Annotated in this window: 25 protein-coding genes; 10 read left to right on the forward strand and 15 right to left on the reverse strand. The window is 38.0% G+C overall.

Features of this window, described 5'->3' with window-relative positions; genetic code table 11:
• The first annotated feature begins 13 nt into the window (after positions 1 to 13).
• Both rimO and ACFSR3_RS03045 read left to right on the forward strand, forming a co-directional pair.
• Complete coding sequence (gene rimO, locus ACFSR3_RS03040; protein ID WP_379819664.1) at positions 14 to 1,342, forward strand: 30S ribosomal protein S12 methylthiotransferase RimO; 1,329 nt, start codon at positions 14 to 16, stop codon at positions 1,340 to 1,342.
• A gap of 82 nt (positions 1,343 to 1,424) precedes the next feature.
• The gene (locus ACFSR3_RS03045; RefSeq protein WP_379819665.1) at positions 1,425 to 1,811 is read left to right on the forward strand and encodes a hypothetical protein; all 387 of its coding nucleotides are present in this window, start codon (positions 1,425 to 1,427) and stop codon (positions 1,809 to 1,811) included.
• Between the two features lie 10 nt (positions 1,812 to 1,821).
• On the opposite strand, the gene ACFSR3_RS03050 is transcribed toward ACFSR3_RS03045, so the two are convergent.
• Complete coding sequence (locus ACFSR3_RS03050; RefSeq protein WP_379819666.1) at positions 1,822 to 4,062, reverse strand: B12-binding domain-containing radical SAM protein; 2,241 nt, start codon at positions 4,060 to 4,062, stop codon at positions 1,822 to 1,824.
• Positions 4,063 to 4,188: 126 nt separating this feature from the next.
• Between ACFSR3_RS03050 and ACFSR3_RS03055 the strand changes: the two genes are divergently transcribed.
• The 6 genes from ACFSR3_RS03055 (at position 4,189) to ACFSR3_RS03080 (ending at position 10,571) form a co-directional block, all read left to right on the forward strand.
• Complete coding sequence (locus ACFSR3_RS03055) at positions 4,189 to 7,494, forward strand: T9SS type B sorting domain-containing protein (RefSeq protein ID WP_379819667.1); 3,306 nt, start codon at positions 4,189 to 4,191, stop codon at positions 7,492 to 7,494.
• Positions 7,495 to 7,607: 113 nt separating this feature from the next.
• Positions 7,608 to 7,886 carry a hypothetical protein gene (locus ACFSR3_RS03060; RefSeq protein WP_379819668.1) on the forward strand — a complete coding sequence of 93 codons (279 nt, stop codon included), beginning with the start codon at positions 7,608 to 7,610 and terminating at the stop codon, positions 7,884 to 7,886.
• Between the two features lie 80 nt (positions 7,887 to 7,966).
• Complete coding sequence (gene bshC / locus ACFSR3_RS03065; RefSeq protein ID WP_379819669.1) at positions 7,967 to 9,556, forward strand: bacillithiol biosynthesis cysteine-adding enzyme BshC; 1,590 nt, start codon at positions 7,967 to 7,969, stop codon at positions 9,554 to 9,556.
• A 33-nt stretch (positions 9,557 to 9,589) separates the two neighbouring features.
• On the forward strand, positions 9,590 to 9,820 hold the full coding sequence (locus tag ACFSR3_RS03070) for a hypothetical protein (protein ID WP_379819670.1): 231 nt from the start codon (positions 9,590 to 9,592) through the stop codon (positions 9,818 to 9,820).
• A complete protein-coding gene (locus ACFSR3_RS03075) occupies positions 9,810 to 10,106 on the forward strand; it encodes a type II toxin-antitoxin system RelE/ParE family toxin (protein WP_379819671.1) in 297 nt (98 codons plus the stop codon). The genes ACFSR3_RS03070 and ACFSR3_RS03075 overlap by 11 nt, the downstream gene beginning before the upstream one ends.
• 45 nt (positions 10,107 to 10,151) lie before the next feature.
• Positions 10,152 to 10,571, forward strand: a complete 420-nt coding sequence (locus tag ACFSR3_RS03080) for a nucleoside-diphosphate kinase (RefSeq protein ID WP_379819673.1) — start codon at positions 10,152 to 10,154, stop codon at positions 10,569 to 10,571.
• 53 nt (positions 10,572 to 10,624) lie between these two features.
• On the opposite strand, the gene ACFSR3_RS03085 is transcribed toward ACFSR3_RS03080, so the two are convergent.
• Positions 10,625 to 10,921, reverse strand: coding sequence for a DUF721 domain-containing protein (locus ACFSR3_RS03085; protein WP_114757806.1), 297 nt, complete (start codon positions 10,919 to 10,921; stop codon positions 10,625 to 10,627).
• Positions 10,921 to 11,340 carry a hypothetical protein gene (locus ACFSR3_RS03090; protein ID WP_379819674.1) on the reverse strand — a complete coding sequence of 140 codons (420 nt, stop codon included), beginning with the start codon at positions 11,338 to 11,340 and terminating at the stop codon, positions 10,921 to 10,923. The genes ACFSR3_RS03085 and ACFSR3_RS03090 overlap by 1 nt, the downstream gene beginning before the upstream one ends.
• Positions 11,341 to 11,443: 103 nt before the next feature.
• Here ACFSR3_RS03090 and ACFSR3_RS03095 point away from each other — a divergent pair, with 103 nt between their 5' ends.
• A complete protein-coding gene (locus ACFSR3_RS03095) occupies positions 11,444 to 12,520 on the forward strand; it encodes a serine hydrolase domain-containing protein (RefSeq protein ID WP_379819675.1) in 1,077 nt (358 codons plus the stop codon).
• Between the two features lie 18 nt (positions 12,521 to 12,538).
• Here ACFSR3_RS03095 and ACFSR3_RS03100 read toward each other — a convergent pair whose 3' ends face one another.
• The 10 genes from ACFSR3_RS03100 to ddpX form a co-directional block, all read right to left on the reverse strand.
• Positions 12,539 to 13,762: a hypothetical protein gene (locus ACFSR3_RS03100; RefSeq protein ID WP_379819676.1), complete on the reverse strand. Its 1,224-nt coding sequence runs from the start codon at positions 13,760 to 13,762 to the stop codon at positions 12,539 to 12,541.
• A 108-nt stretch (positions 13,763 to 13,870) separates the two neighbouring features.
• Positions 13,871 to 14,824 (reverse strand): signal recognition particle-docking protein FtsY, encoded by a 954-nt coding sequence (ftsY, locus tag ACFSR3_RS03105; RefSeq protein ID WP_379819677.1) that lies wholly within the window; start codon positions 14,822 to 14,824, stop codon positions 13,871 to 13,873.
• A 99-nt stretch (positions 14,825 to 14,923) separates the two neighbouring features.
• Entirely contained in the window at positions 14,924 to 15,076 is a 153-nt protein-coding gene (locus ACFSR3_RS03110; RefSeq protein WP_114757811.1) for a DUF4295 domain-containing protein, read from the reverse strand.
• Between the two features lie 10 nt (positions 15,077 to 15,086).
• A complete protein-coding gene (gene rpmG / locus ACFSR3_RS03115) occupies positions 15,087 to 15,269 on the reverse strand; it encodes a 50S ribosomal protein L33 (RefSeq protein ID WP_035640032.1) in 183 nt (60 codons plus the stop codon).
• A gap of 26 nt (positions 15,270 to 15,295) precedes the next feature.
• Complete coding sequence (gene rpmB / locus ACFSR3_RS03120) at positions 15,296 to 15,532, reverse strand: 50S ribosomal protein L28 (RefSeq protein ID WP_114757812.1); 237 nt, start codon at positions 15,530 to 15,532, stop codon at positions 15,296 to 15,298.
• A gap of 79 nt (positions 15,533 to 15,611) precedes the next feature.
• On the reverse strand, positions 15,612 to 16,859 hold the full coding sequence (locus ACFSR3_RS03125; protein WP_379819678.1) for a CinA family nicotinamide mononucleotide deamidase-related protein: 1,248 nt from the start codon (positions 16,857 to 16,859) through the stop codon (positions 15,612 to 15,614).
• A complete protein-coding gene (locus tag ACFSR3_RS03130; protein ID WP_379819679.1) occupies positions 16,859 to 17,206 on the reverse strand; it encodes an Hpt domain-containing protein in 348 nt (115 codons plus the stop codon). Before ACFSR3_RS03130 ends, ACFSR3_RS03125 begins: the two co-directional genes overlap by 1 nt.
• Entirely contained in the window at positions 17,206 to 17,817 is a 612-nt protein-coding gene (locus ACFSR3_RS03135) for a fumarylacetoacetate hydrolase family protein (RefSeq protein ID WP_379819680.1), read from the reverse strand. The genes ACFSR3_RS03130 and ACFSR3_RS03135 overlap by 1 nt, the downstream gene beginning before the upstream one ends.
• A 19-nt stretch (positions 17,818 to 17,836) precedes the next feature.
• Positions 17,837 to 18,613, reverse strand: a complete 777-nt coding sequence (locus ACFSR3_RS03140) for a 3'-5' exonuclease (protein ID WP_114757816.1) — start codon at positions 18,611 to 18,613, stop codon at positions 17,837 to 17,839.
• An 89-nt stretch (positions 18,614 to 18,702) separates the two neighbouring features.
• On the reverse strand, positions 18,703 to 19,353 hold the full coding sequence (gene ddpX, locus ACFSR3_RS03145; RefSeq protein WP_379819681.1) for a D-alanyl-D-alanine dipeptidase: 651 nt from the start codon (positions 19,351 to 19,353) through the stop codon (positions 18,703 to 18,705).
• A 121-nt stretch (positions 19,354 to 19,474) separates the two neighbouring features.
• Here ddpX and ACFSR3_RS03150 point away from each other — a divergent pair, with 121 nt between their 5' ends.
• Entirely contained in the window at positions 19,475 to 20,431 is a 957-nt protein-coding gene (locus ACFSR3_RS03150; protein ID WP_379819682.1) for a T9SS type A sorting domain-containing protein, read from the forward strand.
• A 57-nt stretch (positions 20,432 to 20,488) separates the two neighbouring features.
• Here the strand turns inward: ACFSR3_RS03150 and ACFSR3_RS03155 are convergent, their stop codons facing one another.
• Together ACFSR3_RS03155 and ACFSR3_RS03160 are read right to left on the reverse strand one after the other, a co-directional pair.
• Positions 20,489 to 21,913 carry an RtcB family protein gene (locus ACFSR3_RS03155; RefSeq protein ID WP_379819683.1) on the reverse strand — a complete coding sequence of 475 codons (1,425 nt, stop codon included), beginning with the start codon at positions 21,911 to 21,913 and terminating at the stop codon, positions 20,489 to 20,491.
• 1,188 nt (positions 21,914 to 23,101) lie between these two features.
• On the reverse strand, positions 23,102 to 24,619 hold the full coding sequence (locus tag ACFSR3_RS03160) for a TROVE domain-containing protein (RefSeq protein ID WP_379819684.1): 1,518 nt from the start codon (positions 24,617 to 24,619) through the stop codon (positions 23,102 to 23,104).
• Between the last annotated feature and the right edge of the window lie 234 nt (positions 24,620 to 24,853).

Raw genomic sequence — 24,853 nt, forward strand, 5'->3', positions numbered from 1 at the left:
AATTTTCAAGTACATGAGAACCAAATCGTTAAAGAAGAATAAAATCAATGTAATAACCCTGGGATGTTCTAAGAACGTTTATGACAGTGAAGTGCTGATGGGACAACTTAGGGCAAGCGGTAAAGATGTAACCCACGAAGCCCCTGCGGATCAGGAGGGTAACATCATCGTTATCAATACTTGCGGATTCATTGACAATGCAAAGGAAGAGTCGGTAAACATGATCTTGAATTATGTTGACAAAAAAGAACAGGGTATTGTAGATAAGGTTTTTGTTACCGGATGTCTTAGCGAACGCTACAAACCGGATCTTCAAAAAGAAATCCCTAACGTAGACCAGTATTTTGGAACTACCGAGCTGCCGGGACTATTGAAAGCACTTGGAGCCGACTATCGTCATGAGCTTTTAGGAGAACGCCTTACCACTACTCCAAAAAACTACGCTTACCTTAAAATCGCCGAAGGGTGTGACCGTCCGTGCAGTTTTTGTGCTATTCCGCTTATGCGCGGAAAACACGTTTCACAGCCAATCGAAAAACTGGTTAAAGAAGCGGAAGGACTTGCACGTGATGGCGTAAAAGAACTTATACTTATCGCTCAGGATCTTACTTACTACGGTCTTGATCTTTATAAAAAACGTAACCTTGCCGAACTGCTTGAAAACCTTGCCAAGGTTCAAGGTATTGAGTGGATACGTCTTCACTATGCGTTCCCTTCAGGATTCCCTATGGATGTACTTGACCTGATGAAGCGTGAACCAAAGATCTGTAACTATATAGATATCCCGCTACAGCATATTAGCGACAATGTATTGAAATCAATGCGTCGCGGTACTACTCAGGAAAAAACAACAAAACTCCTTAAAGAATTCAGAGAAACGGTTCCGGGAATGACCATCAGAACAACACTTATTGTTGGTTATCCGGGGGAGACTGAAGAAGACTTCCAGATTCTAAAAAACTGGGTGGAAGAAATGCGCTTTGAGCGTCTTGGCTGCTTTACCTACTCTCACGAAGAGAACACACATGCTTACCTGCTTGAAGATGATGTTCCGGCCGAAGTTAAACAACAACGTGCTAATGAGATTATGGATATTCAATCGCAGATTTCATGGGAACTTAATCAGGAAAAGATCGGACAAACATTCCGTTGCATCATCGATCGTAAAGAGGGAGCTCACTTTGTAGGACGTACCGAGTTTGACAGCCCGGACGTAGACAACGAAGTACTTATTGATGCTTCTATAGCTTACCTTAAAACAGGTGAGTTCGTAAATATAAAAATTACCGACGCTACCGAATTTGACCTTTATGGTGTTCCGGCAGATTTACCGTCAAACTAAATAAACAGAAGCTAAAGCCTAAAAACTTTAGCTTTTTTGTTTCCCACAAATTCAGTATGTTTGAATTTATTATTTAACACCTATGAAACTTAGAGCATCTTTTATACTTATTGTTTTTGCATTTTTATTTTCAACAGAAGTAAGCGCGCAGGTAGACCGTCGTATTGCCCCAAACCAATACAAACGCGACTCCAGAAAACCTGAAAAAGTAGACTTTGTAGAACAATCAACAGAATATCTTACCAAAGCACTTACTCTTGACGATTTTCAAAAAGCAGCAATAAAAGAAATCATAGAAGGAGAAAGGGAAAGTATCATGAATCTTAATACAAACAGAGACATGAGTGCCGATGAAAGAAGAGATAAAGCATCTGCCATCTCTGCAAGGATATACAAAAAAGTTTTGCCGCTGCTCTCTAAAGAACAAGCCGAGAAATACACTAAAATGGAAGAATCTAAAAAGTTCTAAAAAAATCCTTTTACAATACTAAAAGCCCGTAATCGCGTAAAGTGTTTACGGGTTTGCTATACCATAGCAATTCGAAATCATCAAGGCCGGCATCTTCATAGCTTTGTTTTGCTTTGGCAAACGTCATCACTTCTTTACCTGATACTGCTGATTTTACAAGGAATGAAGCCAGCCATTCCCCTTGCTCTTTATCAGCCTGAACTGTAAAACTTTCTTTTTTATCATGAAAAGTAAGTGAAGCCGTTTCAAAACTCCTGCCCTTTTTATTTTTAGTAAAATAAGATACTACAGGTTTTCCCCCTGTCCATACTACTTTAGCAGTAGGTTTTACATTGAAGCTGTCATCATCCTGAAGCACATTGTAAATATAATCATGGACAATTTTAGTACGTGGCACTTTAAACTCAAACCAATCCTGTAATTCGTAGTCGAAACAAATACCGTGCATATAATTGAACAACGACTTCTTTAGTCCAAAGCTAAACTTGTCGTGGTTAGCCCCCGACTTATCGATATGCACTATATCGTTATTAGCAAAGCTACCAATACTTTCACTTTCTTTCAGTACTCCAAAATTTTCAGGATACATCCCAACCGGACTATGAGCCGTCATGGCAAACTGATGCCAAAAACCTGATTGCAAGATGCCCGCCTCAAACATCTGGCGTACCATCTCAAGGGAATCAATTGTTTCCTGTGCCGTTTGTGTTGGAAAACCATACATCAGGTAAGCGTGCACCATTATACCGGCTTCGGTAAAGTTTCGGGTTACGCGTGCCACCTGTGCAACGGTTACCCCTTTTTGAATCAGATCAAGCAAACGATCTGATGCTACTTCAAGTCCACCCGAAACTGCAATACAGCCTGAAGCCTTTAGCAGTTTGCAAAGGTCGGCCGTAAAGCTCTTTTCAAAACGGATGTTCGTCCACCAGGTAACAGCAAGATTACGACGCAGTATTTCTAATGCCACTTCTCGCATTAATGCCGGTGGCGCAGCCTCGTCTACAAAGTGGAATCCATTTTGCCCGGTTTGGGTAATAAGTTCTTCCATACGGTCAACAAGCAGTTTAGCCGCGACCGGTTCATACACTTTTATATAATCAAGAGATATATCACAGAACGTACACTTACCCCAATAGCAACCGTGTGCCATGGTTAGCTTATTCCAGCGGCCATCACTCCACATACGGTGCATAGGGTTCACGATCTCAATTACCGAGATATAATCATCAAGCAACAGATCCGAATAATCAGGCGTACCCACATCAGACTGCTTGTAATCCCTGCAACCTGAATTATCAATATATTTTACTTCGCCATCCATCAGTACGAAAGTGCGTTTTAGCTGATCGATATTTCGCTTACCTTCAATATGTTCGATAAGGCATTCTACAGGAGCTTCGCCATCATCCAGTGTAATGAAATCGAAAAACTCCATCACGCGGATATCCGTAAGTGAGCGAAGTTCCGTATTCGGAAAACCGCCTCCCATGGTAATCTTTACAGCCGGAAAATGTTCTTTAATGTATTGCGCGCTTCGGAAAGCTGCATATAAGTTCCCCGGAAAGGGAACTGAAAAACCAACAAGGTTTGGCTTTACTTCCAGCATACGCTGATGCAGTATATCCAGCAACAATTCATCTATATAGGTATAAGGCTGTTGCAGGCTTTCGTATAACTCATCAAACGAATTGGCCGAACGTCCAAGTCTTTCGGCATAACGGCTAAAACCAAAATGCGGATCGACGCACTCAACAATAAGATCTGAAATATCTTCAAGGTAAAGTGTTGCAAAGTGTTTTGCCTTATCCTGCGTTCCCATAGAACCAAACGCCCAGTCCAATTCCTCAAGCTGAGCAAAGCGGGAAGCCTCCGGCAGGAAATCCTCACTGCATATCAGGTGCGATAGCGTAGGGTTCTTTCCCTGCAGAAACAGCATAACCGAATCGATTGTTTTCAGGTATTCGTCTTTAAGGGCGATTATCCTCAAGGCATTAGGTGTTAGGTCTTGGGTAAAAGATGCAGCCATATCACCACTGACATCGGACATCAGACTTCCAGCCTCTACACGCGAGAATAAATCCGTTAATCCCTGCTTTGAGAACAGTTTTAATATTACCTCAATACCAAGATCGGCCTGAAATGAGGCGATGTTTTTAGTATTCAGGAAACCTTTTAGGTAGGCCGTTGCCGGATAAGGCGTGTTAAGCTGCGTAAAAGGTGGTGTTATTAAAAAAGCTTTGGTATTCAAAACAGACAGGGATTAAAGTGCAAAAATACGGGATATTTTTGGGATTAAAAACCTTACTTAAAACTACACTTTTTCGTACAAATAAATATTTACTTTTTGTAAGTTTACCAAAAATTTCTTTTCATAATGAAAACGGCTTTAAAGTCATTATTTCTTATTCTTCTTTTTAATATAATTTCTGGAAAAGCTCAACAAGTAGAATGGGCTAAAGTAATCAACGGACAAGAACATCAATCTGCACGTGCTGTAGATGTGGATGACCAAGGAAATATATACCTCTCCGGAATTACGTCTAGCCAAATTACTGATCTCGATCCTGGCTCCGGAATTTTTAATCTAACTCATAACGGAGAAATCTATAGGGATGAATTTTTAGTAAAATTGGATAGTAATGGTAATTTTTTATGGGGTAAAGGATTATATCCTGATGCATTTCAATATAGTAACCCAATTACAATGAAAATAGGTCCCGATGGTTATATTTACACAATGAGTTCAATAAATATATATGAAAACTTTAGCCAGACAGCCACTTTTATAAATAAATTTGATTCAAACGGAAACTTAATCCTTACAAAAATCATAAAAAACCATCAAAACAATCAGGGACATTTCTTAGGCGTTAATTTTGACATCGATATTTCTGGAAATATATATATAAATGGAAATTATTTAAACCCGGTTATACTAGATCCACAAAACCCACAATTTAACATTAATAATACTGGGGGAGGTGCTTATATACTAAAATTAAATAATAATGGTGAGATTGTATGGAACAAAGTTATTCCAAATGATAATACATTGCAGACGGCAATTGTTTCAAAAGTCGCTGTACAATCAGGTGATGATTTAATCTATGGTTTGCGTACTTTGGTGCAGAATCAGACCCAAACAGGGTACATTCCTTTACAAAAACTGTATAAGATTGACGGTGATGATGGGGTTACAATTTGGGAAAAATCATTCTTAAACCAGGAATTAAATGATTTGGCTATAGCACCAAATGGAGAAATAGTAATATCAAGCAATTTTACAAATGTTGATATCGACGTAGATCCATCTACAGGAATACATATGCTTATACCTGGAGAAAATTATGACAATCAATACATTTTATGGCTTTCTTCAGAAGGAGAATTCATACATGTTATCCCATACCTATTCCAATATGAAGGCTTTTTAACACGAAGTATTAATATTGATGAAAATTATAATTGTTTTCTTAATGCTACAATGGAACAGGAAGGACCTTATGATATTGATCCAAGTAATAATGAATTTTTTGTTAATACACCTTATTCATTTGAAAGATCTGTAATTATACGATTTGATGAAAATTATGATTTTGTGACGGGATATACTTTTGGGAATATTGGAGATTTTTACATTTATCAAACAAAATCGAAGCAAGACAAGTTATATTTTGCAGGGACTTATGGATCCAACACTGATATTCAACCTGGACCTGAAGAATATTTTCTTGAACAGGACGATTGGTATGTAGAATATGATGCATATATCTTTGTTTTAACAGATTGCGTTCTGACAGCACCTAATGGAGAAATCGATCAGTATTTTTGCTCCGACAAAAATCCGAAAATATCAGATTTAAAACCAAACACTCAAAATATTAGCTGGTATGAAAACGCTACATCTGTCATACCTTTAGAAGCCTCAACACCAATAATCGACGGCCAAGTTTACTATGCCGCAAGAATAACTAATTGTGGCATCCCTGACAGACTTGCTGTAACAGCATATATAAGTGCAGCCCCGGCAGCACCAATAGCCGCTAACCAACAATTTTGTTCAGTAACAAATCCTACCGTTGCTAATTTATCTGCAACAGGAACCGAAATAAAATGGTACACAGATAATACAAATACTAATTATCTTGAGAGCAATGCACCGTTGACAAATGGACAATATTATGCATCGCAAACTACCCACGGATGTGAGAGCCAGAGAACAGCGATTACAGTTTCATTGATCACAACATCGCCACCTACGGCAGCAGCTTCACAAGCTTTCTGTATCAACAGCAATGCGACTGTATCTAATTTAGCTTCAACCGGAACAGATGTCAAAATCTATGACAGTATAACATCGACAACACCATTAGATAATATAACAGCTTTACAAAATCAAACCTATTACGCTACGCAAACACTTAACGGATGTGAAAGCGATAGAGTTCCTATTGCCGTTACCATAAATACCCCACCTGCACCAACTGCTTTCCCTACACAGATTTTTTGTGCAGGAGACTCTCCCGTTATCAGCAACCTTATCGTAGCGGGTACAAATATAAAATGGTATAATACAGCTACGGAAGGAGATTTATTGTCTGTAAACACAACATTAGCTGATAATACCACATATTATGCTTCACAAACTATTGATGGGTGTGAAAGCCTTACACGTTGCATTGTCAGTGTCACAATTGACAACGCCAATATACCCGCACAGAACTACGAAACTATTTTTTGTGACGCCAACAATGATGGCCGAGAAATAGTAAATCTTAGTGATTATAATTCTTATCTGTCAACTAATACCATAGGATATGATTTTAGTTATTACTACTCTGAGAATGGTGCCGAAAATAAACTAACTATAGACAGAGTTGACACCCCTATAGCTTTACCGATAAGTACCGGCATTACAACCATTTTTGCAAGAATAGAATCTCCCGGAGGATGTTCTAAAATTGTTTCTTTAAAATTAGAGCTTGCTCAACAAACACCTTTTATACTTTCAGAATCTGAATATTACATTTGCCAAGGCAATAATCTTACAATAAGTCCAAATCACGGATTTAGTAATTTTAATTGGTCAAATGGTTCCACAAGAAGTACTTTCACAATAAATCAGCCGGGAAATTATGCCGTAACTGCCGATTACGATCATGGAACAATTAAATGTAAAGCAACGTTTAATTTTACAGTTATTGCTCTACCTGAAACACATATAACCGAAATACTTACTTCCGATTGGACAGATGACGATAATTCTATAACTATAATAGCTTCTTCTGGAAATAACAATGAATTTTCCATCGATGGCATCCATTATCAGTACGATAATCATTTCAACAACCTTACACCGGGAATATATACTGTTCATGCAAGGGATGTTAATGGCTGCGGATATGATACAAGCGAAGTTTTGCTTTTAAATTATCCTAAATTCTTCACACCTAATAATGATGGAGTGAATGACTATTGGAAAATAGATAAATCATTTTTTGAAAATGACTTAACCGTTATAATCTTTGACCGATATGGAAAAGTCATCAAAGCCTTTAAAAACAATGAATCAGGCTGGGATGGTACTCTTGACAACAAACCTTTGCCAGCAACAGACTATTGGTTTGTGGTAAAAAGAGAAGGAAAAGAATATAAAGGTCATTTTTCATTAATCCGATAAACAATATTCATCATACGCATAACCTCATTTTATCATATTATTTTATAATCAATTGATTGTTAAATATCAGGTGAAATTTTCAGTATATTTGCCGGCTCAAACCCCCACTGAATATGAAAAAAATAATTAACCTGAACGGCACGCTGGTAGAACTCAGCAAGGTAAAAAGTATAACCGTAAATGCTGAAGGCTTTACAAACATTAAACTTCAGCCGAACTTTATTAAGATCCAGCTTGAAAGCAAAAAGGAGTACGTTTATAATCCTGAGAAAAGAATCCATGAACTTATCGACGTAGAAAACGAGGTTCTTATTGAATACCCTAACGCCGAATTTGCTTACAACAGCTTCCTTAGCCTCAAAGACGTTTGGGAAGAAGCCGTTAATTCGTAAATTATGACGTATTTGATATGTCATTAAAAATGATATTGAAATTGTTTTTTGCGTAATTTTACGGGAAAATTTATACTAAAATGCCATCAGACTGTATCAGCTTCCAGAGTTCAGGATATTTCACTCCAATCATAAACGATTACCTTAACCAGAAAGATACACTGAAGCCTTTATACAACCGCTTCCCTAATCTTGAGAATTTTAAACTTCAGATAGAAGAAAAGCAGGCAACTTACTCCACTGCATTTCGCGAAACGCTTGTAAACGCTTTAAACAGGCAGTATAAAGAAACCAGCACTTCGGCTTATACCCAACAAAATATAAAACTGCTGGCCGGCAACGATACCTTTACAGTAACTACCGGCCACCAGCTAAATTTATTTACAGGCCCGTTATACTTCCTGTACAAGATTGTTTCGGCAATCAACCTTAGCAGGCAACTGAAAGAAGCTTATCCTGACAAAAACTTCGTTCCGGTTTACTGGATGGCGACCGAAGACCACGATTTTGAAGAGATCAATTACTTTAACTTCAGGGATAAGAAGATAAAATGGACCAGAGAAAGCACCGGCCCGGTTGGAAGACTATCTACGGAAGGGCTTACGGCTGTTCTTGATGTCTTCGAAAAAGAACTGGGGATCGGACAAAATGCAAATTGGCTAAAAGAGCTTTTTGAAAATGCTTACCTGAAACACTCTAACCTTGCTGATGCCACTCGTTATTTAGCTAATGAGCTATTCGCAAGCGAAGGTCTTGTCATAATTGATGGTGACGACAGCGAACTTAAGAGGCTTTTTGCCCCTCACGTTAAAGAAGAGCTACTAAAACAGACTTCACATCAAAAAGTAGCAGAAACAGCCCATCTTCTTAAAAATTATAGCATACAGGTCAACCCTAGGGAAATAAACCTGTTTTACATAGAAGACAACATCAGGGAGCGCATCCTTCTTCAGGACGGCATCTATCACATCAATAATACTGAACTGAAATTCTCTGAAACTGAGATTTTGGCACTGCTGGAATCCAATCCTGAAAAATTCAGTCCGAATGTTATCATGCGTCCGCTATATGAGGAAGTGATATTACCAAACCTATGTTACATAGGCGGGGGTGGCGAGATTGCCTATTGGCTGGAATTGAAATCATATTTTAACTCAGCTAATGTTACTTTCCCGATATTACTTTTGCGCAACTCAGTACTTGTAGCAACTAAAAAACAAGCCGATAAGCTAGATAAATTATATTTGACCTGGGCTGATGTTTTCTCAAAACAACAGCAGCTTATCAATAAGAGGGTTCAGTCGTTCTCTGAGTTTAAACTTGATTTTTCGGCACAGAAAGAATTCCTGAGAGAGCAGTTTGAAAACCTGAATACAATAGCTACTAAAACAGATGCTTCGTTTACAGGAGCCGTAAAAGCACAGGAATTAAAACAACTTAAAGGACTGGACAATCTCGAAAAACGTTTGCTAAAAGCCGAAAAACGCAATCATGCCGAGCAACTGGAACGTATTGCCCAAATACAGAATGAGCTTTTCCCTAACCAGAGCCTGCAGGAGCGTAAAGCCAATTTCTCGGAATTCTATCTTGAATTTGACGGTAAACTTTTAACGGAACTGTTTGACAATCTGAAACCTTTAGAGCATGAGTTTAACATCATCGTGCTATAATTTTTATTAAATTTACTGTAAATCATACACGCCATGAATCTTACAGAAGAAAAAAACAGGATAAAAAATGCCATTGACAAGGTGGAGAATCCTGAAATACTCGACAGGATAAACGCCATATTATCAGGTAATGAAGAGGTTTTACTAACTGACGAACAATTATCTATTGTTATGGAGAGTAAAGCTGAATACCTAAAAAAACCTGAGTCCGCAAAAACATTCGAAGAATTTGATGCTGAAATAAAGAAAAAATATGGGATTTAAAGTAATTATTTCCCTTACTGCACAAAAACAGATTAATCAAAGCATAGATTATTACGAAGAAAAACAATTCAATTTAGGAATCAGATTTTACGCCGATCTAAAAAACAACCTTAGATATCTTTTTGACGATCCTTATCTATTCCCTTTAAAAGACCATAAATACAGAGAACTCAAATTATCTGTTTTTCCATATTTGATTATTTATGAAATTATAGATGATCTTGTTATTATATTGGCAGTTTTCAATACTTCAAAAAATCCCATAAAGAAACCCAAAAAGTTATAGTTATTGGCTAAAAACCACTACTTTTGCAAAAATTTAAAAATTACAATGGCAACAAACAGGACTTTCACAATGATCAAGCCGGATGCAGTAGAAAAAGGGCATATCGGTGGTATTTTAGGAATGATAGCTGATGCAGGTTTCAAAATCGTATCGCTAAAACTTACTCAACTTACTGTAGCTGACGCTCAGGCATTTTACGCTGTTCACAGCGCAAGACCATTTTATGGCGAGCTTGTAGAATTCATGTCAAGAGGTCCTATCGTAGCTGCTATCCTTGAAAAAGAAAACGCAGTTGAGGAATTCAGAACTCTTATCGGAGCTACTAACCCTGCTGACGCTGCAGAAGGTACTATCCGTAAAAAATATGCTACTTCAATTGGTGAGAACGCAGTTCACGGATCTGACAGCGACGAGAACGCTGCTATCGAGAGCACTTTCCACTTTGCTGTAAGAGAGCAGTTCTAATTTAGAACCAAATAGTTTTATATAAAAAATGCCGCTTTACAGCGGCATTTTTGTTATCGTAACACTACATCTTTTACAACTTCGCGTTTCAGTTCTTCGTTTATCATCTTAACAATTTTGGCTTTGCCATAGCTAAGTTCCTCTCTTAATACAGCCGATGTAAGTTCAACATAAAGAGTTGTCCCCTTCAGCATAATGTCGCGGGTATAATTGTTTACACCATTACCCATAAGGTTTTTCCAGGCGTCCCGCACATCTATCTTATCCATTCCGGTCTGAAGCTTATTCTCCTGCATAAACTGTTTTAGCACATCTCCTACCGATTGTTCTTCATTAAATCGTTTTGCCATTATTTTACTGAAAAAGGTTGCGGTTTCTTATAATGGTATTCTATATTGTGCTGGTTTTTTACTACCAGATGTTCTTCGTCAAGCTCTAAAAGCTCTTCTTTCCATTTTGCATACTCTGTGGTATAACTAATATAAGTTTTACCATTTTCATTTACTATCGCAATTTTCTCAGACAAATCGTTTACACGATATGTACCGTCAAATTGCGGCATTACTTTTTTACGAAAACCTTCCTTACCCTTCAGTTCAAAATAATCAATCGTAGGATTCACTTTGTATTCTTTAGCTTCTCCGTCTGCCATAATAGCCTCTTCAATTTCCCAGTATCCGTTTAGCTTAGCTAAATCAGCATCAGAAACGGTATGACCACACGATAATGCTATAAAAGACACAAATAAGAACACAATAGACTTTTTCATAAGTAGTAATGATTATTTGAAGCAAATTTAGGCAATAAACATGGTCTATTTTTATAATATCATGCGAAAGTATTTATTACATTTAAACTCCAATTATAACATCATGAAAAACATTTTATTACTAATATCAGGACTTTTACTTTTTACATCATGTAGTTCGTCTGATGACAGCCCTACACCGGAAAATCCGGACAATGAGACAATGTACTTCCCTCCCAACGATGCTACCGCATGGGAAACAAAAACACCTGCATCCCTCAATTGGAACGAAGCCGCCATACAACCACTTTTAGATTATCTTCAGATAAAACATTCACGCTCGTTTATTATCCTTGTAAACGGACGTATTGTTATGGAAGAGTATTTTAACGGGCACACTGCAACTACTCCCTGGTATTGGGCAAGCGCCGGAAAAACGCTTACCTCTACTTTAACCGGCATAGCACAGGAAGAAGGTTTATTAAACATCAACAACAAAGTATCTGATTATATAGGAACAGGATGGACAAGTGCACCTTTGGATAAGGAAAACCTTATTACCTGCAAACACCTTCTCACTATGACTTCAGGACTGAACGACGAAGGCGGTGACAGCGTTGCCCCTGAAGATTTGCAGTATCTTGCCGATGGAGGATCACGATGGGCTTACGACAATGTATATGTAAAATTACAGGATGTAATAGCTGCGGCTAGCGGACAAACCTGGAGTGACTATTTTAATAACAGGTTAAGGGATAAGATTGGAATGTCCGGATCATGGATCAATAGTGGTGAAGACCTGAGCGTATATTGGAGCACAACACGAAGCATGGCTCGCTTTGGGCTTTTAGCTTTAAATAATGGCAACTGGAACGGCACTCAGATAATAAACTCACAATATCTTAATGCTGCAACAACTACTTCACAGCAAATTAATAAATCATACGGTTACCTATGGTGGATAAATGGTGAGGAAAGTTACCATTTACCTCAATCGCAATTGCAATTCAATGGATCACTGGTACCTAATGGCGCTAACGATATGTATATGGCACTCGGGAAAAATGACCAGAAGATATATGTAATACCCTCCAGAAAAATGGTTGTGATCCGAATGGGCGATGCCGCCGATGAAGAAAACTGGGCGCTATCGGGTTTTGACAACGAACTATGGGGAAAAATAAATGCGGTGATCAATTGATCACCGCATTTATTTTTATCATAACCTGTAACTAAATACTAGTCCCAATCTTCCGACTTTTGTATTAAAACTACCATCTACGTCCTCCATATAATCTCTGTTTGTAATGTATTTTACAGCGACACTATAATTCTTATTAAAAGTATATCCTACTCCAAAATTAAGAGCAAAACTGGTCGCCAAATTGTATTTACCATTATCTCCCCTATATGGTATTCCATCATTAAGCGGATATAACGTAGTATACCATTCTAATTCACCTCCTATTGGTTGATAAACCCCAAAACCACATTCCATAAAAATATTACTTCTGTTGGATAAGATATGTTTATAACGCGGTCCAAATGAGAAGTTAAAAGCATACCCACTCATTTTAAAAGTACTTTCCAAAACATTATACCCCTGATCTTTGGAATCAACCAATTCATAATTTAATGGCTCAAATTCACCTCTCGCGTATAGCTCCCATGATTCATTAGGGAAAATATAAGCTGCTTCTGCTCCTGCAGAAAAAGTCAGCGAAGACTCGTCTGCAACTGCCGGGGTATAATACGAAATACCCATATTAGCATAATGCACTCCGGCAAAGAAACTATAGGCAAATTCTTTTCTGCTATTAAGGCTAAATATTTCAGACTTAGATCCGGAACATTCATTATATTTCTTTACAACACCAACAATTGCATCTTTATCATAGGTTATAGCAATAAAATCAGAAACTTGCTGCCCCTCACACTTTACCAAATTGTACAATTGTCTTCTGTATGTTGGAGAATCAACAGTTTTACCTTCCGGAAGTAAATATTTTCTATTAATAAGCTGCTCTACAGCACCTTGCTTAATAGAAGTATTACTTAAGAAAAAAAACGTATTATAATCTTTAGTATAAGAGTAAAGCGATGCTTTTCCCTTAACCAGAACATTTAGAAACAGTGACTGTGATGACAACTGAGGATCTTTACTGTAAGTTTTATCACCCAACATATCGGTTTCAACAATATGCTTCTCAAACTTTTGCTTTCCCTCATCAATGCCGTATTCTACAACATCTTTCGGTAGCGGCGAAAATTCTCCACTTCCTGACTTTTTAAATTTTAATTTTTCTGTTTTGAAAAAATCATAAAATTCAAAAAAGCCATTAACTTTTTCTCCGGATTCAGTTATGTAATATCCTTTATAGTCATCCTGGGCAAACGCGCACAGAGTAAAAAAGAACGAAAACAGTAAGCTAATTTTTCTCATAAAAAAACAAATAGGACTTAGGTTGGTTAACAAACTTCAAATATAGTATTATTCCTAACAAAAAAAGTAACGCATTGCGTTACTTTTTTTGTATTATGTATAGTGATTTTATTTAAAGAACGAATCTACAAATTCATATTTATTAAATACCTGAAGATCTTCGATACCCTCTCCAACACCAATATATTTTACAGGAATCTGGAACTGATCTGAAATTCCTATTACTACTCCCCCTTTAGCAGTACCATCAAGTTTAGTCACAGCCAGGCAACTTACCTCTGTAGCTGCTGTAAACTGTTTTGCCTGCTCAAAAGCATTCTGTCCTGTAGAGCCATCCAAAACAAGCAATACATCGTGTGGAGCATCTTCCACAACCTTTTGCATAACTCTTTTTACTTTCGTAAGCTCATTCATCAAATTCACTTTGTTATGAAGACGTCCGGCAGTATCAATAATAACCACATCGGCATCCTGGCTTACAGCACTTTGTAAAGTATCAAAAGCAACCGACGCAGGATCGCTACCCATTTGCTGTCTGACAATAGGCACACCTACCCTGTCAGCCCAAACCTGTAACTGATCGATGGCTGCAGCTCTAAAAGTGTCAGCAGCACCTAATACAACTTTATATCCTGCTTTCTTAAACTGATATGCTAGTTTACCTATAGTTGTAGTTTTTCCAACACCATTAACTCCAACCACCATAATAACATAAGGTTTTTTATTGGCAGGAATTTCAAATTCAGAAGCCTCACCACTATTGGTTTCGCTCAATAATGAAGCAATCTCTTCTCTTAATATCTTATTAAGTTCATCAGTCCCCAGATACTTATCCCTGGCAACACGTTCTTCAATTCGCTCAATAATCTTAAGTGTTGTATTAACACCAACATCAGAAGAAACAAGCACCTCTTCAAGATTATCAAGCACCTCATCATCTACTTTTGCTTTACCGGCAACAGCTTTAGATAATTTTGAAAAGAAAGAAGTTTTGGTTTGTTCAAGTCCTTTATCTAATGTTTCTTTCTTTTCAGAAGAAAATATTTTTTTAAAGAAGTTCATATAAGCAGTTGTAGTTTTTTGTTTTTCCGTGGTAAATATAGAAAATAAAAAAGCTACTTTCTTAGATGAAAGTAGCTTTTCTATATATTGTGTACGATATTATTTCTTCTTAAGAAATGCATCTACTTCTTCAGGAGCCATAACGCTCTCAACGAAAGTATAAGCTCCTGTTTTTGGAGATTTTACCATCTTGATAGCTTTAGTTAACCTCTTAGAAGCTGTTTGTAAAGTTGCTACGGTTTTCTTTGCCATGACTTATAAATTATTTAATTTCTTTATGTACAGTCACACGTTTAAGGATAGGATTGAATTTTTTAATCTCTAACCTGTCTGGTGTATTCTTTTTGTTCTTAGTAGTAATGTACCTAGAAGTTCCAGCAACGCCAGAAGCTTTGTGCTCAGTACACTCTAAAATCACCTGGATTCTATTACCTTTCTTTGCCATCTTGCTATATATTTATTAGGTAAGGATTATTTAATAAACCCGTTAGCTTTAGCTTCTTTCAAAACTGCAGCAATACCATTTTTGTTAATTGTCTTGATAGTAGAAGCGGCTACTCTAAGTGTGATCCACTTATCTTCCTCAGGAAGATAGAAACGTTTCTTCACTAAGTTTACACTAAACTTCCTTTTAGTTTTGTTCATTGCGTGGGAAACATTGTTTCCAACCATCGCTTTTTTACCGGTAAGGGCACAAACTCTTGACATTATTTCTCGCTTTTATATCGTTATTCAAATTCAGGGTGCAAAGAAAAGAAAAATAAAATGATTACACAAACATAATCAATTAGTTTTTTAAAATTTCATGATAAATCTTTTCCAAAGCTTTGTTTGACGCCCTTTCAATCACCTTTTCACGAGGTTGTCCAAGGTCTAATCTCTCACTATAAACACCTTTAGGAGTCGCAATTCCTATAAAAACAGTCCCTACTTCTACCGCAGAATCACCTTTTAGCGGACCTGCATTACCTGTAGTAGATACCGCATAATCCGAACCAAAAAGCTGTTTAGCTTTTAAAGCCATATTCTCGGCTACCTGTGAACTAACAACACTAAACACATCTATAAGCTGTTGTTCAACCTTTAATATATTTACCTTTGCTTCAGTCGCATAGGTTACTGCGCTTCCCTTAAAATAAGCTGATGAACCGGCTACCGAAGTTATCATTTGCGCTATTTTACCTCCGGTACAACTCTCGGCAACAGCCAGTGTTTTACCTTTATCTTTTAGCAATTTTCCTAAAACCACCTCAATGGTTTCCCCTTCATCAAAACCTACAATAATATCACCAATCAGGACTTTCAACTTCTCAGCTTCGGCATCAATAGCATTTTGCAAAAGAGCTTCATCCGTTCCCCTGGCACTCATGCGCAGCCTTACCCTTCCCGGATTAGGCAGATAAGCCAGTTTTATAAACTCAGGAAGATTATTCTCCCATTCCTCTATACGTTCTGCAACAAGGCTTTCACCCTGCCCATGTGTAATTATTGTTTTATGAATAATATACGGTCGCTCATACTTTTCAATTAAAGCAGGTATAACAGCATTATCTATAATATATTTCATTTCATAAGGAACACCCGGCAGCGATATAAAAACAGTATCTGCACGCTCCATCCACATTCCGGGAGCAGTCCCTACTTCATTATACAATATCCTGGCATGCGAAGGAACCAACGCCTGATCCTTGTTCATTTGAGAAGCAGGCCGTTTCATGGCCTTTTCAATAAGCGCAACAACATGAGCTTCCAATTCCTCATTACGAATAAGATGATCATCAAAGTACTCACAAAAAGATTCTTTGGTAACATCATCCTTAGTCGGGCCAAGACCTCCGGTAACAATTACAACATCTACCCTGTTCTGGAAATATGCCAGTGTTTCAAGAATATGTGTCCTCTCATCGCTTATAGATCTTGTTTCTAAAACTGCAATACCAATTTTATCAAGCGCTTTGGCTATATACGCCGAATTAGTATCCACTATCTGGCCTATCAGTATTTCATCACCTATAGTAACAACTGCTGCTTTCATTAGTAAATGGCGTAATCTTTTTTAAGTTCTTTTACCGTTTTGCTTATATAATCTTTAAGGCTCTTTACAGTATCCTTAATTTCTTTTCTTTTACCGCGCGAACGACTCCAACTCTCTATTACCAAAACATCCTCGTAAGCCAGATCCATCCCTAAAAGATCCAGCGTAGGCTTAATCTTATGAGCCGCATGATACACCTTGTTGTAATCTTTTTCCTCAAGTCCTTCCCTTACATTTACAACCTCTACAGGCACTTCTTCAAGAAAAAGCGTTACTATTTGCTTTGCAAACTCCACATCGTTATCTGAGATTGCGTATACTTTTGATAAATTATAATATAGCGCCATTATTTTACCTGTATCCTGAATAATTTTCTTCCTTCTATAAAACCTTCCAGCACGTCATCCTGACTAACTTTAGCAACACCTTCAGGCGTTCCTGTAAAAATAACATCACCGGTCCTTAATGTAAAATACTGCGAAACATAAGCTATTATCTCATCTATTTTCCACAACATATGCTGTGTATTACCACTCTGAACAACATTACCATTATTAGTAAGTTCAAAATTAATATTATCCAGTGCAGCAAACTCAGTTTTTGAAACAAACTCTCCAATTACCGCCGATCCGTCAAAAGCCTTAGCCTTTTCCCACGGCAGCCCTTTTTCTTTAAGTTTAGCCTGCAGGTCACGAGCAGTAAAATCTATACCCAAACCTATTTCGTCATAATATTTATGTGCAAATTTTGCATCTATATATTTACCTACCTTATTTATTTTCACCAGTACCTCAACCTCATGATGCACATCATTGGTAAACTCAGGAATTACAAACGGAAACTGCTTTTGCACCACCGCTGTATCAGGTTTTAAGAAAATAACAGGTTCATCAGGCCTTTCATTTTGCAGCTCCTCTATGTGTTTCACATAATTCCTGCCTATGCAAATTATCTTCATCGTTATTCCGGGAAAATTATTAAGCCAATTTATTATTTAATTTTCTGAGTTTTATTGCTGTTAACACCTTTTTGGTATATAGCGGAAAATCAGCATTCTGAATCCATCCAAAATAGCCCGGCTCCTGCTCAAGCACTTTTTCTACCTTAGCCCCTTTATGCTTACCAAAAGTAAATATCTCTTCACCATCAGCATCCAGAACAATAAAACCTGCAAAGTCAACCACTTTTTTACGAGTAGTATATTCAGAAAGTGCCCTCATATCATTCTCCAGATCATCATAACGCTCCAATTGCGATTTTAATATTTCATAGGTAGCATTGGTATCTGCTTCTGCCGTATGAGCATTGTCAAGTGTTTTGCCACAATAGAATTTATAAGCAGCACTAAGCGTACGCTCTTCTTTTTTATGAAAAATCGTCTGAACATCTACCGACACTCTGTTTTTCATGTCAAAGTCCACACCGGCACGAAGCAGTTCTTCCGCCAACAATGGAATATCAAACCTGTCAGAATTATATCCTCCAAGGTCTGAATCTTTCATCATATTGTGTATTGTATTTGCCAGTTCCTTAAATGTAGGCTCATTAGCTACCTTATCATCGGTTATCCCGTGAAAAGCAGTTGTTGCAGGCGGTATTGGTCTTTCAGGATTAACAAGCCATGTACGGCTTTCTTTATTACCATTAGGATATACCTTCAACACAGAAATCTCAACAATACGGTCTTTAGTAATATCCGTACCGGTAGTTTCTAAATCAAAAAAACATATAGGCTTATGCAGCTTTAGTTCCATAAATAAAATTTGTCTTGAAGAACAAAGATAAGAGTAGATGCCTTACTACCGAAATTTTTAGCAATAAATAGACCGCAAATAATCCTTAATTAATTGCAATCCCATCTAAAGTCTGACGTTTCGTAGTTTTGTTTTTTATAGTCAAAATGCCACCACTCATTGTTATAAGGCGTAAAACCTGCCTTTTTCATAATAGTACGCAACAACTTCCTGTTATGCCTTGCCTCCTTACTTAAGCCGTCAGCATCATAATGAGACAGCTCTGTAAAATCATCAAATGGCGTTCCCATATCCAGCAGATTACCACTTTCATCAGCAAGAGAAAGATCAATAGCACGCCCACGGTTGTGATTCGATCCTTTTCCCGGTGGAGCAACATAACGCGGATCGTTTACAATATCATACATTACTTTTTGATAGCCATACGGACGATAACAGTCGTATATAACCAAAGTATACCCTTTATCTTTTGCCCTCTGATTTGCCTCCTCTAAAGCCTCAGCCACTTCAGGGCGTAAAAAACAACGCGCACACGGATAAATCTTCTTATGCATAAAGTTAGCCGTATCTGCATACGCCATACGATTCTGAATCCCCTGAGTTTCAAAATTCACCTCAGCCCACTCTTTTACCGTATCCTGAACAATTGCTTTTTCGCTTTCGCGGAAAGAGATATTTTTCTGTGAAAGCATCACAGAACAAAACACTACAGGCAGGGATAAGAAGTAAAAGATTTTCATCTATATTTAAAGTATGGTTATTACAAATATAATGAAGTTCAAAATGCCGGATACAAAGAATCTTATTTTCATAAACTGAAAATTTTTCTTACATTTATCATAACTAAAAAATTAATTGCTTATGAAAAAGTTATTACTCACATCCCTGCTTGCTACAGGAACGCTTAGCCTTTCGGCCCAAACAGTCAGTATACCTGACCCAATTTTTGAACAATTGCTTATCGATAAGGAAATTGATTCTGACAACATAGTTAATGGACAAATTCTAATAACTGATGCCTTGGCTGTAACAAGTCTTTCTATTACTTATGAAAACCTTAATGATTTAGACTACATTACCGATCTAACAGGTATCGAGGCTTTTACAAATCTTGAAAACCTTGACATAGACTACACTATGATTGAAAACCTCAATATTAGCACGTTGGTGAATTTAAAACATCTGGATTGCGGTGCTTATAATATGCTTATGACTATAGACGTTTCTCATAACACCCTCCTGGAGTCCCTTTATTTTTCGAATGGCCCCGGTGATGTAGGTCCCATGAACAGTATACAGGACATAGATCTTAGCCAAAATCCTAATATTAGTGATTTACGCGCTAGTGGAGGGGTACATTACATAAATCTCAAGAACGGAAACAACAATCCTAATATGAAAATCATAATAAACGAATTTGAAAACATTTGGGGAGGACCGGAACCCAGCAATCATGTTTGCATTGAAGTTGACAACCCTGAAGCTGCTCAAAATAATGCTTTTCCTTACTCTGACTGGGACATTACACATTTATACACTACCTATTCATTTACAGCAGATTGTTCATTAGGCACCAAGAGTTTCCCTAAAAGCAATGCTTTAGTTTATCCTAATCCAGCTTCAGACGTTTTGCATTTTCAAACTACTGACGGCACAACAATAGATAGAGCAACAATATACGATCTTTCAGGAAGGCTTATGAAAGAATACAATAACATCAATTCTTCAATTTCAATTTCAGATCTTCAAACCGGTACGTATATCATAAAGCTGGTATCAGGTAAAGAAACATTCACACAAAAGATTATTAAGAAGTAAAACACCTATATACACAAGAAAACAGCCTCGCAATGCGAGGCCGTTTCAAATTAAATCCTAATCTTCTCTGCTTCCGTCATCAGCCATACGTACCAGTTTAGGGGTAAATTTAGCAACAACATCAACAAGGTCGGTTTGTGAAGCCATAACAGCCTCGATATCCTTATAAGCCATTGGGGCTTCATCCCTTCCGGCACCAATAAGTGATACGCCGTGATCTTTCAGCATCTGCCTCATATCGGCTTTGGTGATATTCTTTATCGCCTGTGTACGGCTCATCTGCCTTCCGGCACCGTGTGACGCCGAGTTAATCGCCTCAGTCTCTCCTTTACCCCTCACAAGGAATCCAGGAGCCGTCATACTCCCCGGAATAATACCCATAACACCTTTACCAGCCGGTGTAGCGCCTTTTCTATGCACTATCACTTCTTCTCCGTTCAGGATTTCTTTCCAGGCAAAATTATGATGGTTCTCAACTTTAGCTAAAACCTCAGCACCCAGAGCCTTTTTCATCTTATCATGAATCACCTGATGGCACGCCGAAGCATAATCACCTGCAAGGTTCATTGCAATCCAGTATTCCTGTCCTGCCTGAGAGTTAAGATCCAAATAAGCAAGGTTAGCAGCCTCTTTAGGAAGTTTGGTTATATCTTTTGCCAGTTTTGTATAATGCCCTGCTATGGTAGCTCCAAATCCTCTTGAACCTGAATGCGTAAGCAATGCCACATAACGGCCTTTATCAATCCCCAGCACCTCATCCCTTTTATCGAACTCAATAATACCGAATTCCACAAAGTGGTTACCACCACCTGATGTTCCTAATTGCGACCAGGCTTTATCATGAAGTTTCTTAATGAAAGGCGCTATATTGAATTCGTTTCTATCCAGCACCTCATGACCTGCTTTATACTGCCCATGATATCCGTGACCAGCGCCAAATTTGGTATGTGCAACAAGTTCCCTTTTATACTTGGCTTCATTTAAAAGAAAATGTTCTTCAGGGATATCATAAACCGACAACGCCATTCTACAACCAATATCCACTCCTACACCATAAGGTATAATCGCATTTTTTGTTGCAAGAACACCTCCTATCGGTAGTCCGTAACCCTGATGCGCATCCGGCATTAAAGCTCCGGCAACAGTTACAGGAAGTCGCATAGCAACATCCATCTGATCCTTAGCGCCCTGCTCAATATGAGACTCCCCATAAACAGTGTAAACTTCAGCAGTTTCCTTTAAAGGAATTGTTTCAACTACAGGCGCATTAGCCTCTTCTATCATGGCAGAAGCCAATGGCTCCAGCACCTCATCATCAAGGAAATTTTCAGGATAGTCTTTTACTTTTTTAAAAAGCGCCAGCACCTCTTCCTTCGGCTGATCATTGTATTTTGAATTAGCAAGCTTCAACGCTTGTCCTAATACTTCTGTTTGTTTATAACCAATATTCAATAAATCGGTTCCGTTCACTATAGTTTCCATAATCAGTATGGTTTGAAATTTAAAATTAGTTTGTTTTATCGTAATCTTTTGTAATTAAAAATTTAAAAGAGGCAATAACTGCCGGGTGTAAAAAGTTCTTTTAGGTCGAAGTAACACCCTGGCAACGGCACTCTTTTTTTATTAAGAGCTATAACTAACAAGTGATTTTTACTTCGGGATTCGAACCCGATTTTGCCAACCAAACGGAGTAACACTTATTAACGGCATCTCAATATTTTTATATTTTCAGGAGCAAAAGTGGTGCAGGTATTTTTTTATCGGGGCCCGTCATTGCCGGAGTCGAACCGGATAGCCTTGCCGCAATAAACGACTGCGCTATTCCTCCCCTGAGTTGAGACGAAGTATTCCGCACCTACGGCATCCTGTATATTTTATAAACTCCCGCCGCAGCTTGCTAACGGGAGAACTTCCATAACGTAAGGCTACAATTTTAAGACAGTAAGAAAGATGTTTGCTCTACCAACTGAGCTACACCGGCTAAACCCTACCCAGTGGTGGGAATCGAACCCACGACCCAACGAAGTAACTCTCTTATACGACACTTACTTTCTCTTTTGCACTCTCCCGTAACATCCAGCGGTTACGGGAGATTTCTGCAATAACTCAGACAGGGTAATAATTCGAAAAGGCCTTACTAACGTGTGTTACCAATTACACCATGCTTCTTTCGAAACAGCCGGACTCGAACCGGCGACTACGCTACCTGAAACGAAGAACTCCTTATCTACGACACCTATCCTTGCTTTTTAATATTTTTAATAAGCTCCCGCATCCGCATGTTTACGGGAGCACTACACCCATTGTTTAAAAATACAGGGCAAAAAACGAAAAGGGACAGATCCTGCTCTAACCAACTGAGCTACATACCCAATCTGTAAACAGCGTTGGATATGGCGGGACTCGAACCCGCGACCCGGGCATTAAAAGTGCGAAGTAACCCTTCTCTACGGCACCTGTTATATTTATTTCAAAGAAAGTGAGTCTATTAAAGGCGCTATATATCCGTAGCCGTTACCATTCAGGACCCTCAATCTTTTCAGACGGCAGGATTCGAACCTGCAAGCAGATTATAGCATTCTCTATCGTCGGATACTGCACCCCCTTCAATAGCACTCACATCATCATAATCGTAAACCTTTGCTAACAGGCAATAATTATAATGTATACTTACAACATTATACTGTTTATCTTAGTCAATGCATTGCCTGCATCTTCCATAGAAAAAAGCACATCAAATATCTTGTCGCTCCAGCCCGCTATAAGGTATACATCATTTCGGCGTACATCAAGCGGTTGAGCACCATGTCCCGCAAGGTCAAACAAATACAATTTAGCATTTGGCGCTATGGTTTTATAACGGTTCCATGAGTTTTCAAAAGAGTTAAACACTCCTTTGGTATCATACATCTGCACATCGGTAAACAACATTACCTTATCCGCTTTATGCCTTCTCTGTATTAAGTCCTCTATCACAAGGTAGCCATTGGTAGCATAACCTACCTCGCCTTCCCTACGGTAGAATTCCATAACATTGGCAAGCACATTTCGTTGCGGCATATTGATTATTTTCCATCGGTCACCAAACATACCGGTCGTTACATTTTTACATTGTGACTGCATAAGCATGGCAAGCATAAGACCTATATCATACAACTGCACTTTGCTTTTAGCCGATACCGGTTGCTGCATCGAACCCGAAACGTCTGCTGCGATTACTACCGAAGTAGTGTAACCGAAACCTTTTATGTTTTTGGCACTATGCATCACGGCATCCTCAAGCGCATTTAATACTGCCGAAGTGTAACCGGATTTAATATCTTTTATCTCCCTGTATGCCGAAAGGAATCGGAAAGGCAATTGTTTTGAAGTCATAACCGCTTTTTCATTGGCTATGTACTCACATACCATTCGTATATGCTTTGCCGAAACTTCAGCTTCAATAATATTCCTTAAGTTCCTCATCAACGCCATGTAGCCTACCTTCCTGCTCTCTATCAACTCACCCCATTTGGCGGCTACAGCTCTTTTTTTCTCTTGTGCATTGGTAAATTTTGTTTTACCTAATTCAGACAATTCTGTTTCCCATGTATAGGGTGTTGCCAATGTATCGGCAGCAATTTTATTGAATATCTCCTGCTGAGATTCATCTTTTGCTTTTGGGTGAACCAAAAACAAGGCGTCCCTTAATTTTACATCTGTCGCACGGTTATATTTGGCAAACTGGTACTCATCAAACTTATTGAAGGATATCACAAGACCTTTCTGCACCTGTTTAGACAATCTGTTAAGTTTTTTAGTTTCAGTACGTTTGTTTGCAATCTGATAGTATGAAAGCAATTCGGTTATCTCATCGGCACGCTGAATAACATTGCTAACAGTCCTGCTCACAATATCAGTACCTGATGTTTGTTTTGCTAATTCTACCAAAAGCACCATCGGCACAGATCGCAAATACATTTCTGTCCTTGCATACACTGCAAGTCTGGCAATAAATTCAGTATCACATTTGGCCATAAGATTTTTAATTCTTTCAAGCCTTTCATTACCCGACTCGTAAAATGAATCATTCAATCCAGTGGTAACCACAGCAGAATATAATTCAAGTTCCGGTGTCATCTTGTACGCTTTAGCACCTTCATGATTTACTGTTACGTTTTTTTGCCTGTTTAAAAAATTGAATTTCATAATACGAATCTTTTTAGGTTATTATCTTATTGTTTGTGAGGAGAGTAATTGTTGTCTCATCCTGACATTGCAAAGATGCGCGTGCATGTGCGCAGTGAAATTGCGCAGTAATAAAAATTTTGAAAATATTTTTAAACAACACTGTAAATCAAAAACTTAACTTCAAAAATAATTTCAAAACAAATCGATAAAACTTTTACTACGCAGATACATTGCGCAGTAAAACCAATTTTA

The sequence above is a fragment of the Flavobacterium suzhouense genome (genome assembly GCF_042684765.1).
Classification (GTDB): domain Bacteria; phylum Bacteroidota; class Bacteroidia; order Flavobacteriales; family Flavobacteriaceae; genus Flavobacterium; species Flavobacterium suzhouense.

Bases quoted from the DNA above. Each gene is read 5' to 3' on its own strand.
- bshC (WP_379819669.1), top strand. From the start codon at position 7,967: ATGCCATCAGACTGTATCAGCTTCCAGAGTTCAGGATATTTCACTCCA.
- ACFSR3_RS03150 (WP_379819682.1), top strand. From the start codon at position 19,475: ATGAAAAAGTTATTACTCACATCCCTGCTTGCTACAGGAACGCTTAGC.
- ACFSR3_RS03095 (WP_379819675.1), top strand. From the start codon at position 11,444: ATGAAAAACATTTTATTACTAATATCAGGACTTTTACTTTTTACATCA.
- ACFSR3_RS03060 (WP_379819668.1), top strand. From the start codon at position 7,608: ATGAAAAAAATAATTAACCTGAACGGCACGCTGGTAGAACTCAGCAAG.
- ACFSR3_RS03155 (WP_379819683.1), bottom strand. From the start codon at position 21,913: ATGGAAACTATAGTGAACGGAACCGATTTATTGAATATTGGTTATAAA.
- ACFSR3_RS03135 (WP_379819680.1), bottom strand. From the start codon at position 17,817: ATGAAGATAATTTGCATAGGCAGGAATTATGTGAAACACATAGAGGAG.
- ACFSR3_RS03085 (WP_114757806.1), bottom strand. From the start codon at position 10,921: ATGGCAAAACGATTTAATGAAGAACAATCGGTAGGAGATGTGCTAAAA.
- ACFSR3_RS03160 (WP_379819684.1), bottom strand. From the start codon at position 24,619: ATGAAATTCAATTTTTTAAACAGGCAAAAAAACGTAACAGTAAATCAT.
- ACFSR3_RS03055 (WP_379819667.1), top strand. From the start codon at position 4,189: ATGAAAACGGCTTTAAAGTCATTATTTCTTATTCTTCTTTTTAATATA.
- rimO (WP_379819664.1), top strand. From the start codon at position 14: ATGAGAACCAAATCGTTAAAGAAGAATAAAATCAATGTAATAACCCTG.
- ACFSR3_RS03130 (WP_379819679.1), bottom strand. From the start codon at position 17,206: ATGGCGCTATATTATAATTTATCAAAAGTATACGCAATCTCAGATAAC.
- ACFSR3_RS03075 (WP_379819671.1), top strand. From the start codon at position 9,810: ATGGGATTTAAAGTAATTATTTCCCTTACTGCACAAAAACAGATTAAT.
- ACFSR3_RS03100 (WP_379819676.1), bottom strand. From the start codon at position 13,762: ATGAGAAAAATTAGCTTACTGTTTTCGTTCTTTTTTACTCTGTGCGCG.
- ACFSR3_RS03070 (WP_379819670.1), top strand. From the start codon at position 9,590: ATGAATCTTACAGAAGAAAAAAACAGGATAAAAAATGCCATTGACAAG.
- rpmB (WP_114757812.1), bottom strand. From the start codon at position 15,532: ATGTCAAGAGTTTGTGCCCTTACCGGTAAAAAAGCGATGGTTGGAAAC.
- ACFSR3_RS03110 (WP_114757811.1), bottom strand. From the start codon at position 15,076: ATGGCAAAGAAAACCGTAGCAACTTTACAAACAGCTTCTAAGAGGTTA.
- ACFSR3_RS03125 (WP_379819678.1), bottom strand. From the start codon at position 16,859: ATGAAAGCAGCAGTTGTTACTATAGGTGATGAAATACTGATAGGCCAG.
- ACFSR3_RS03090 (WP_379819674.1), bottom strand. From the start codon at position 11,340: ATGAAAAAGTCTATTGTGTTCTTATTTGTGTCTTTTATAGCATTATCG.
- ddpX (WP_379819681.1), bottom strand. From the start codon at position 19,353: ATGAAAATCTTTTACTTCTTATCCCTGCCTGTAGTGTTTTGTTCTGTG.
- ACFSR3_RS03140 (WP_114757816.1), bottom strand. From the start codon at position 18,613: ATGGAACTAAAGCTGCATAAGCCTATATGTTTTTTTGATTTAGAAACT.
- rpmG (WP_035640032.1), bottom strand. From the start codon at position 15,269: ATGGCAAAGAAAGGTAATAGAATCCAGGTGATTTTAGAGTGTACTGAG.
- ftsY (WP_379819677.1), bottom strand. From the start codon at position 14,824: ATGAACTTCTTTAAAAAAATATTTTCTTCTGAAAAGAAAGAAACATTA.
- ACFSR3_RS03045 (WP_379819665.1), top strand. From the start codon at position 1,425: ATGAAACTTAGAGCATCTTTTATACTTATTGTTTTTGCATTTTTATTT.
- ACFSR3_RS03080 (WP_379819673.1), top strand. From the start codon at position 10,152: ATGGCAACAAACAGGACTTTCACAATGATCAAGCCGGATGCAGTAGAA.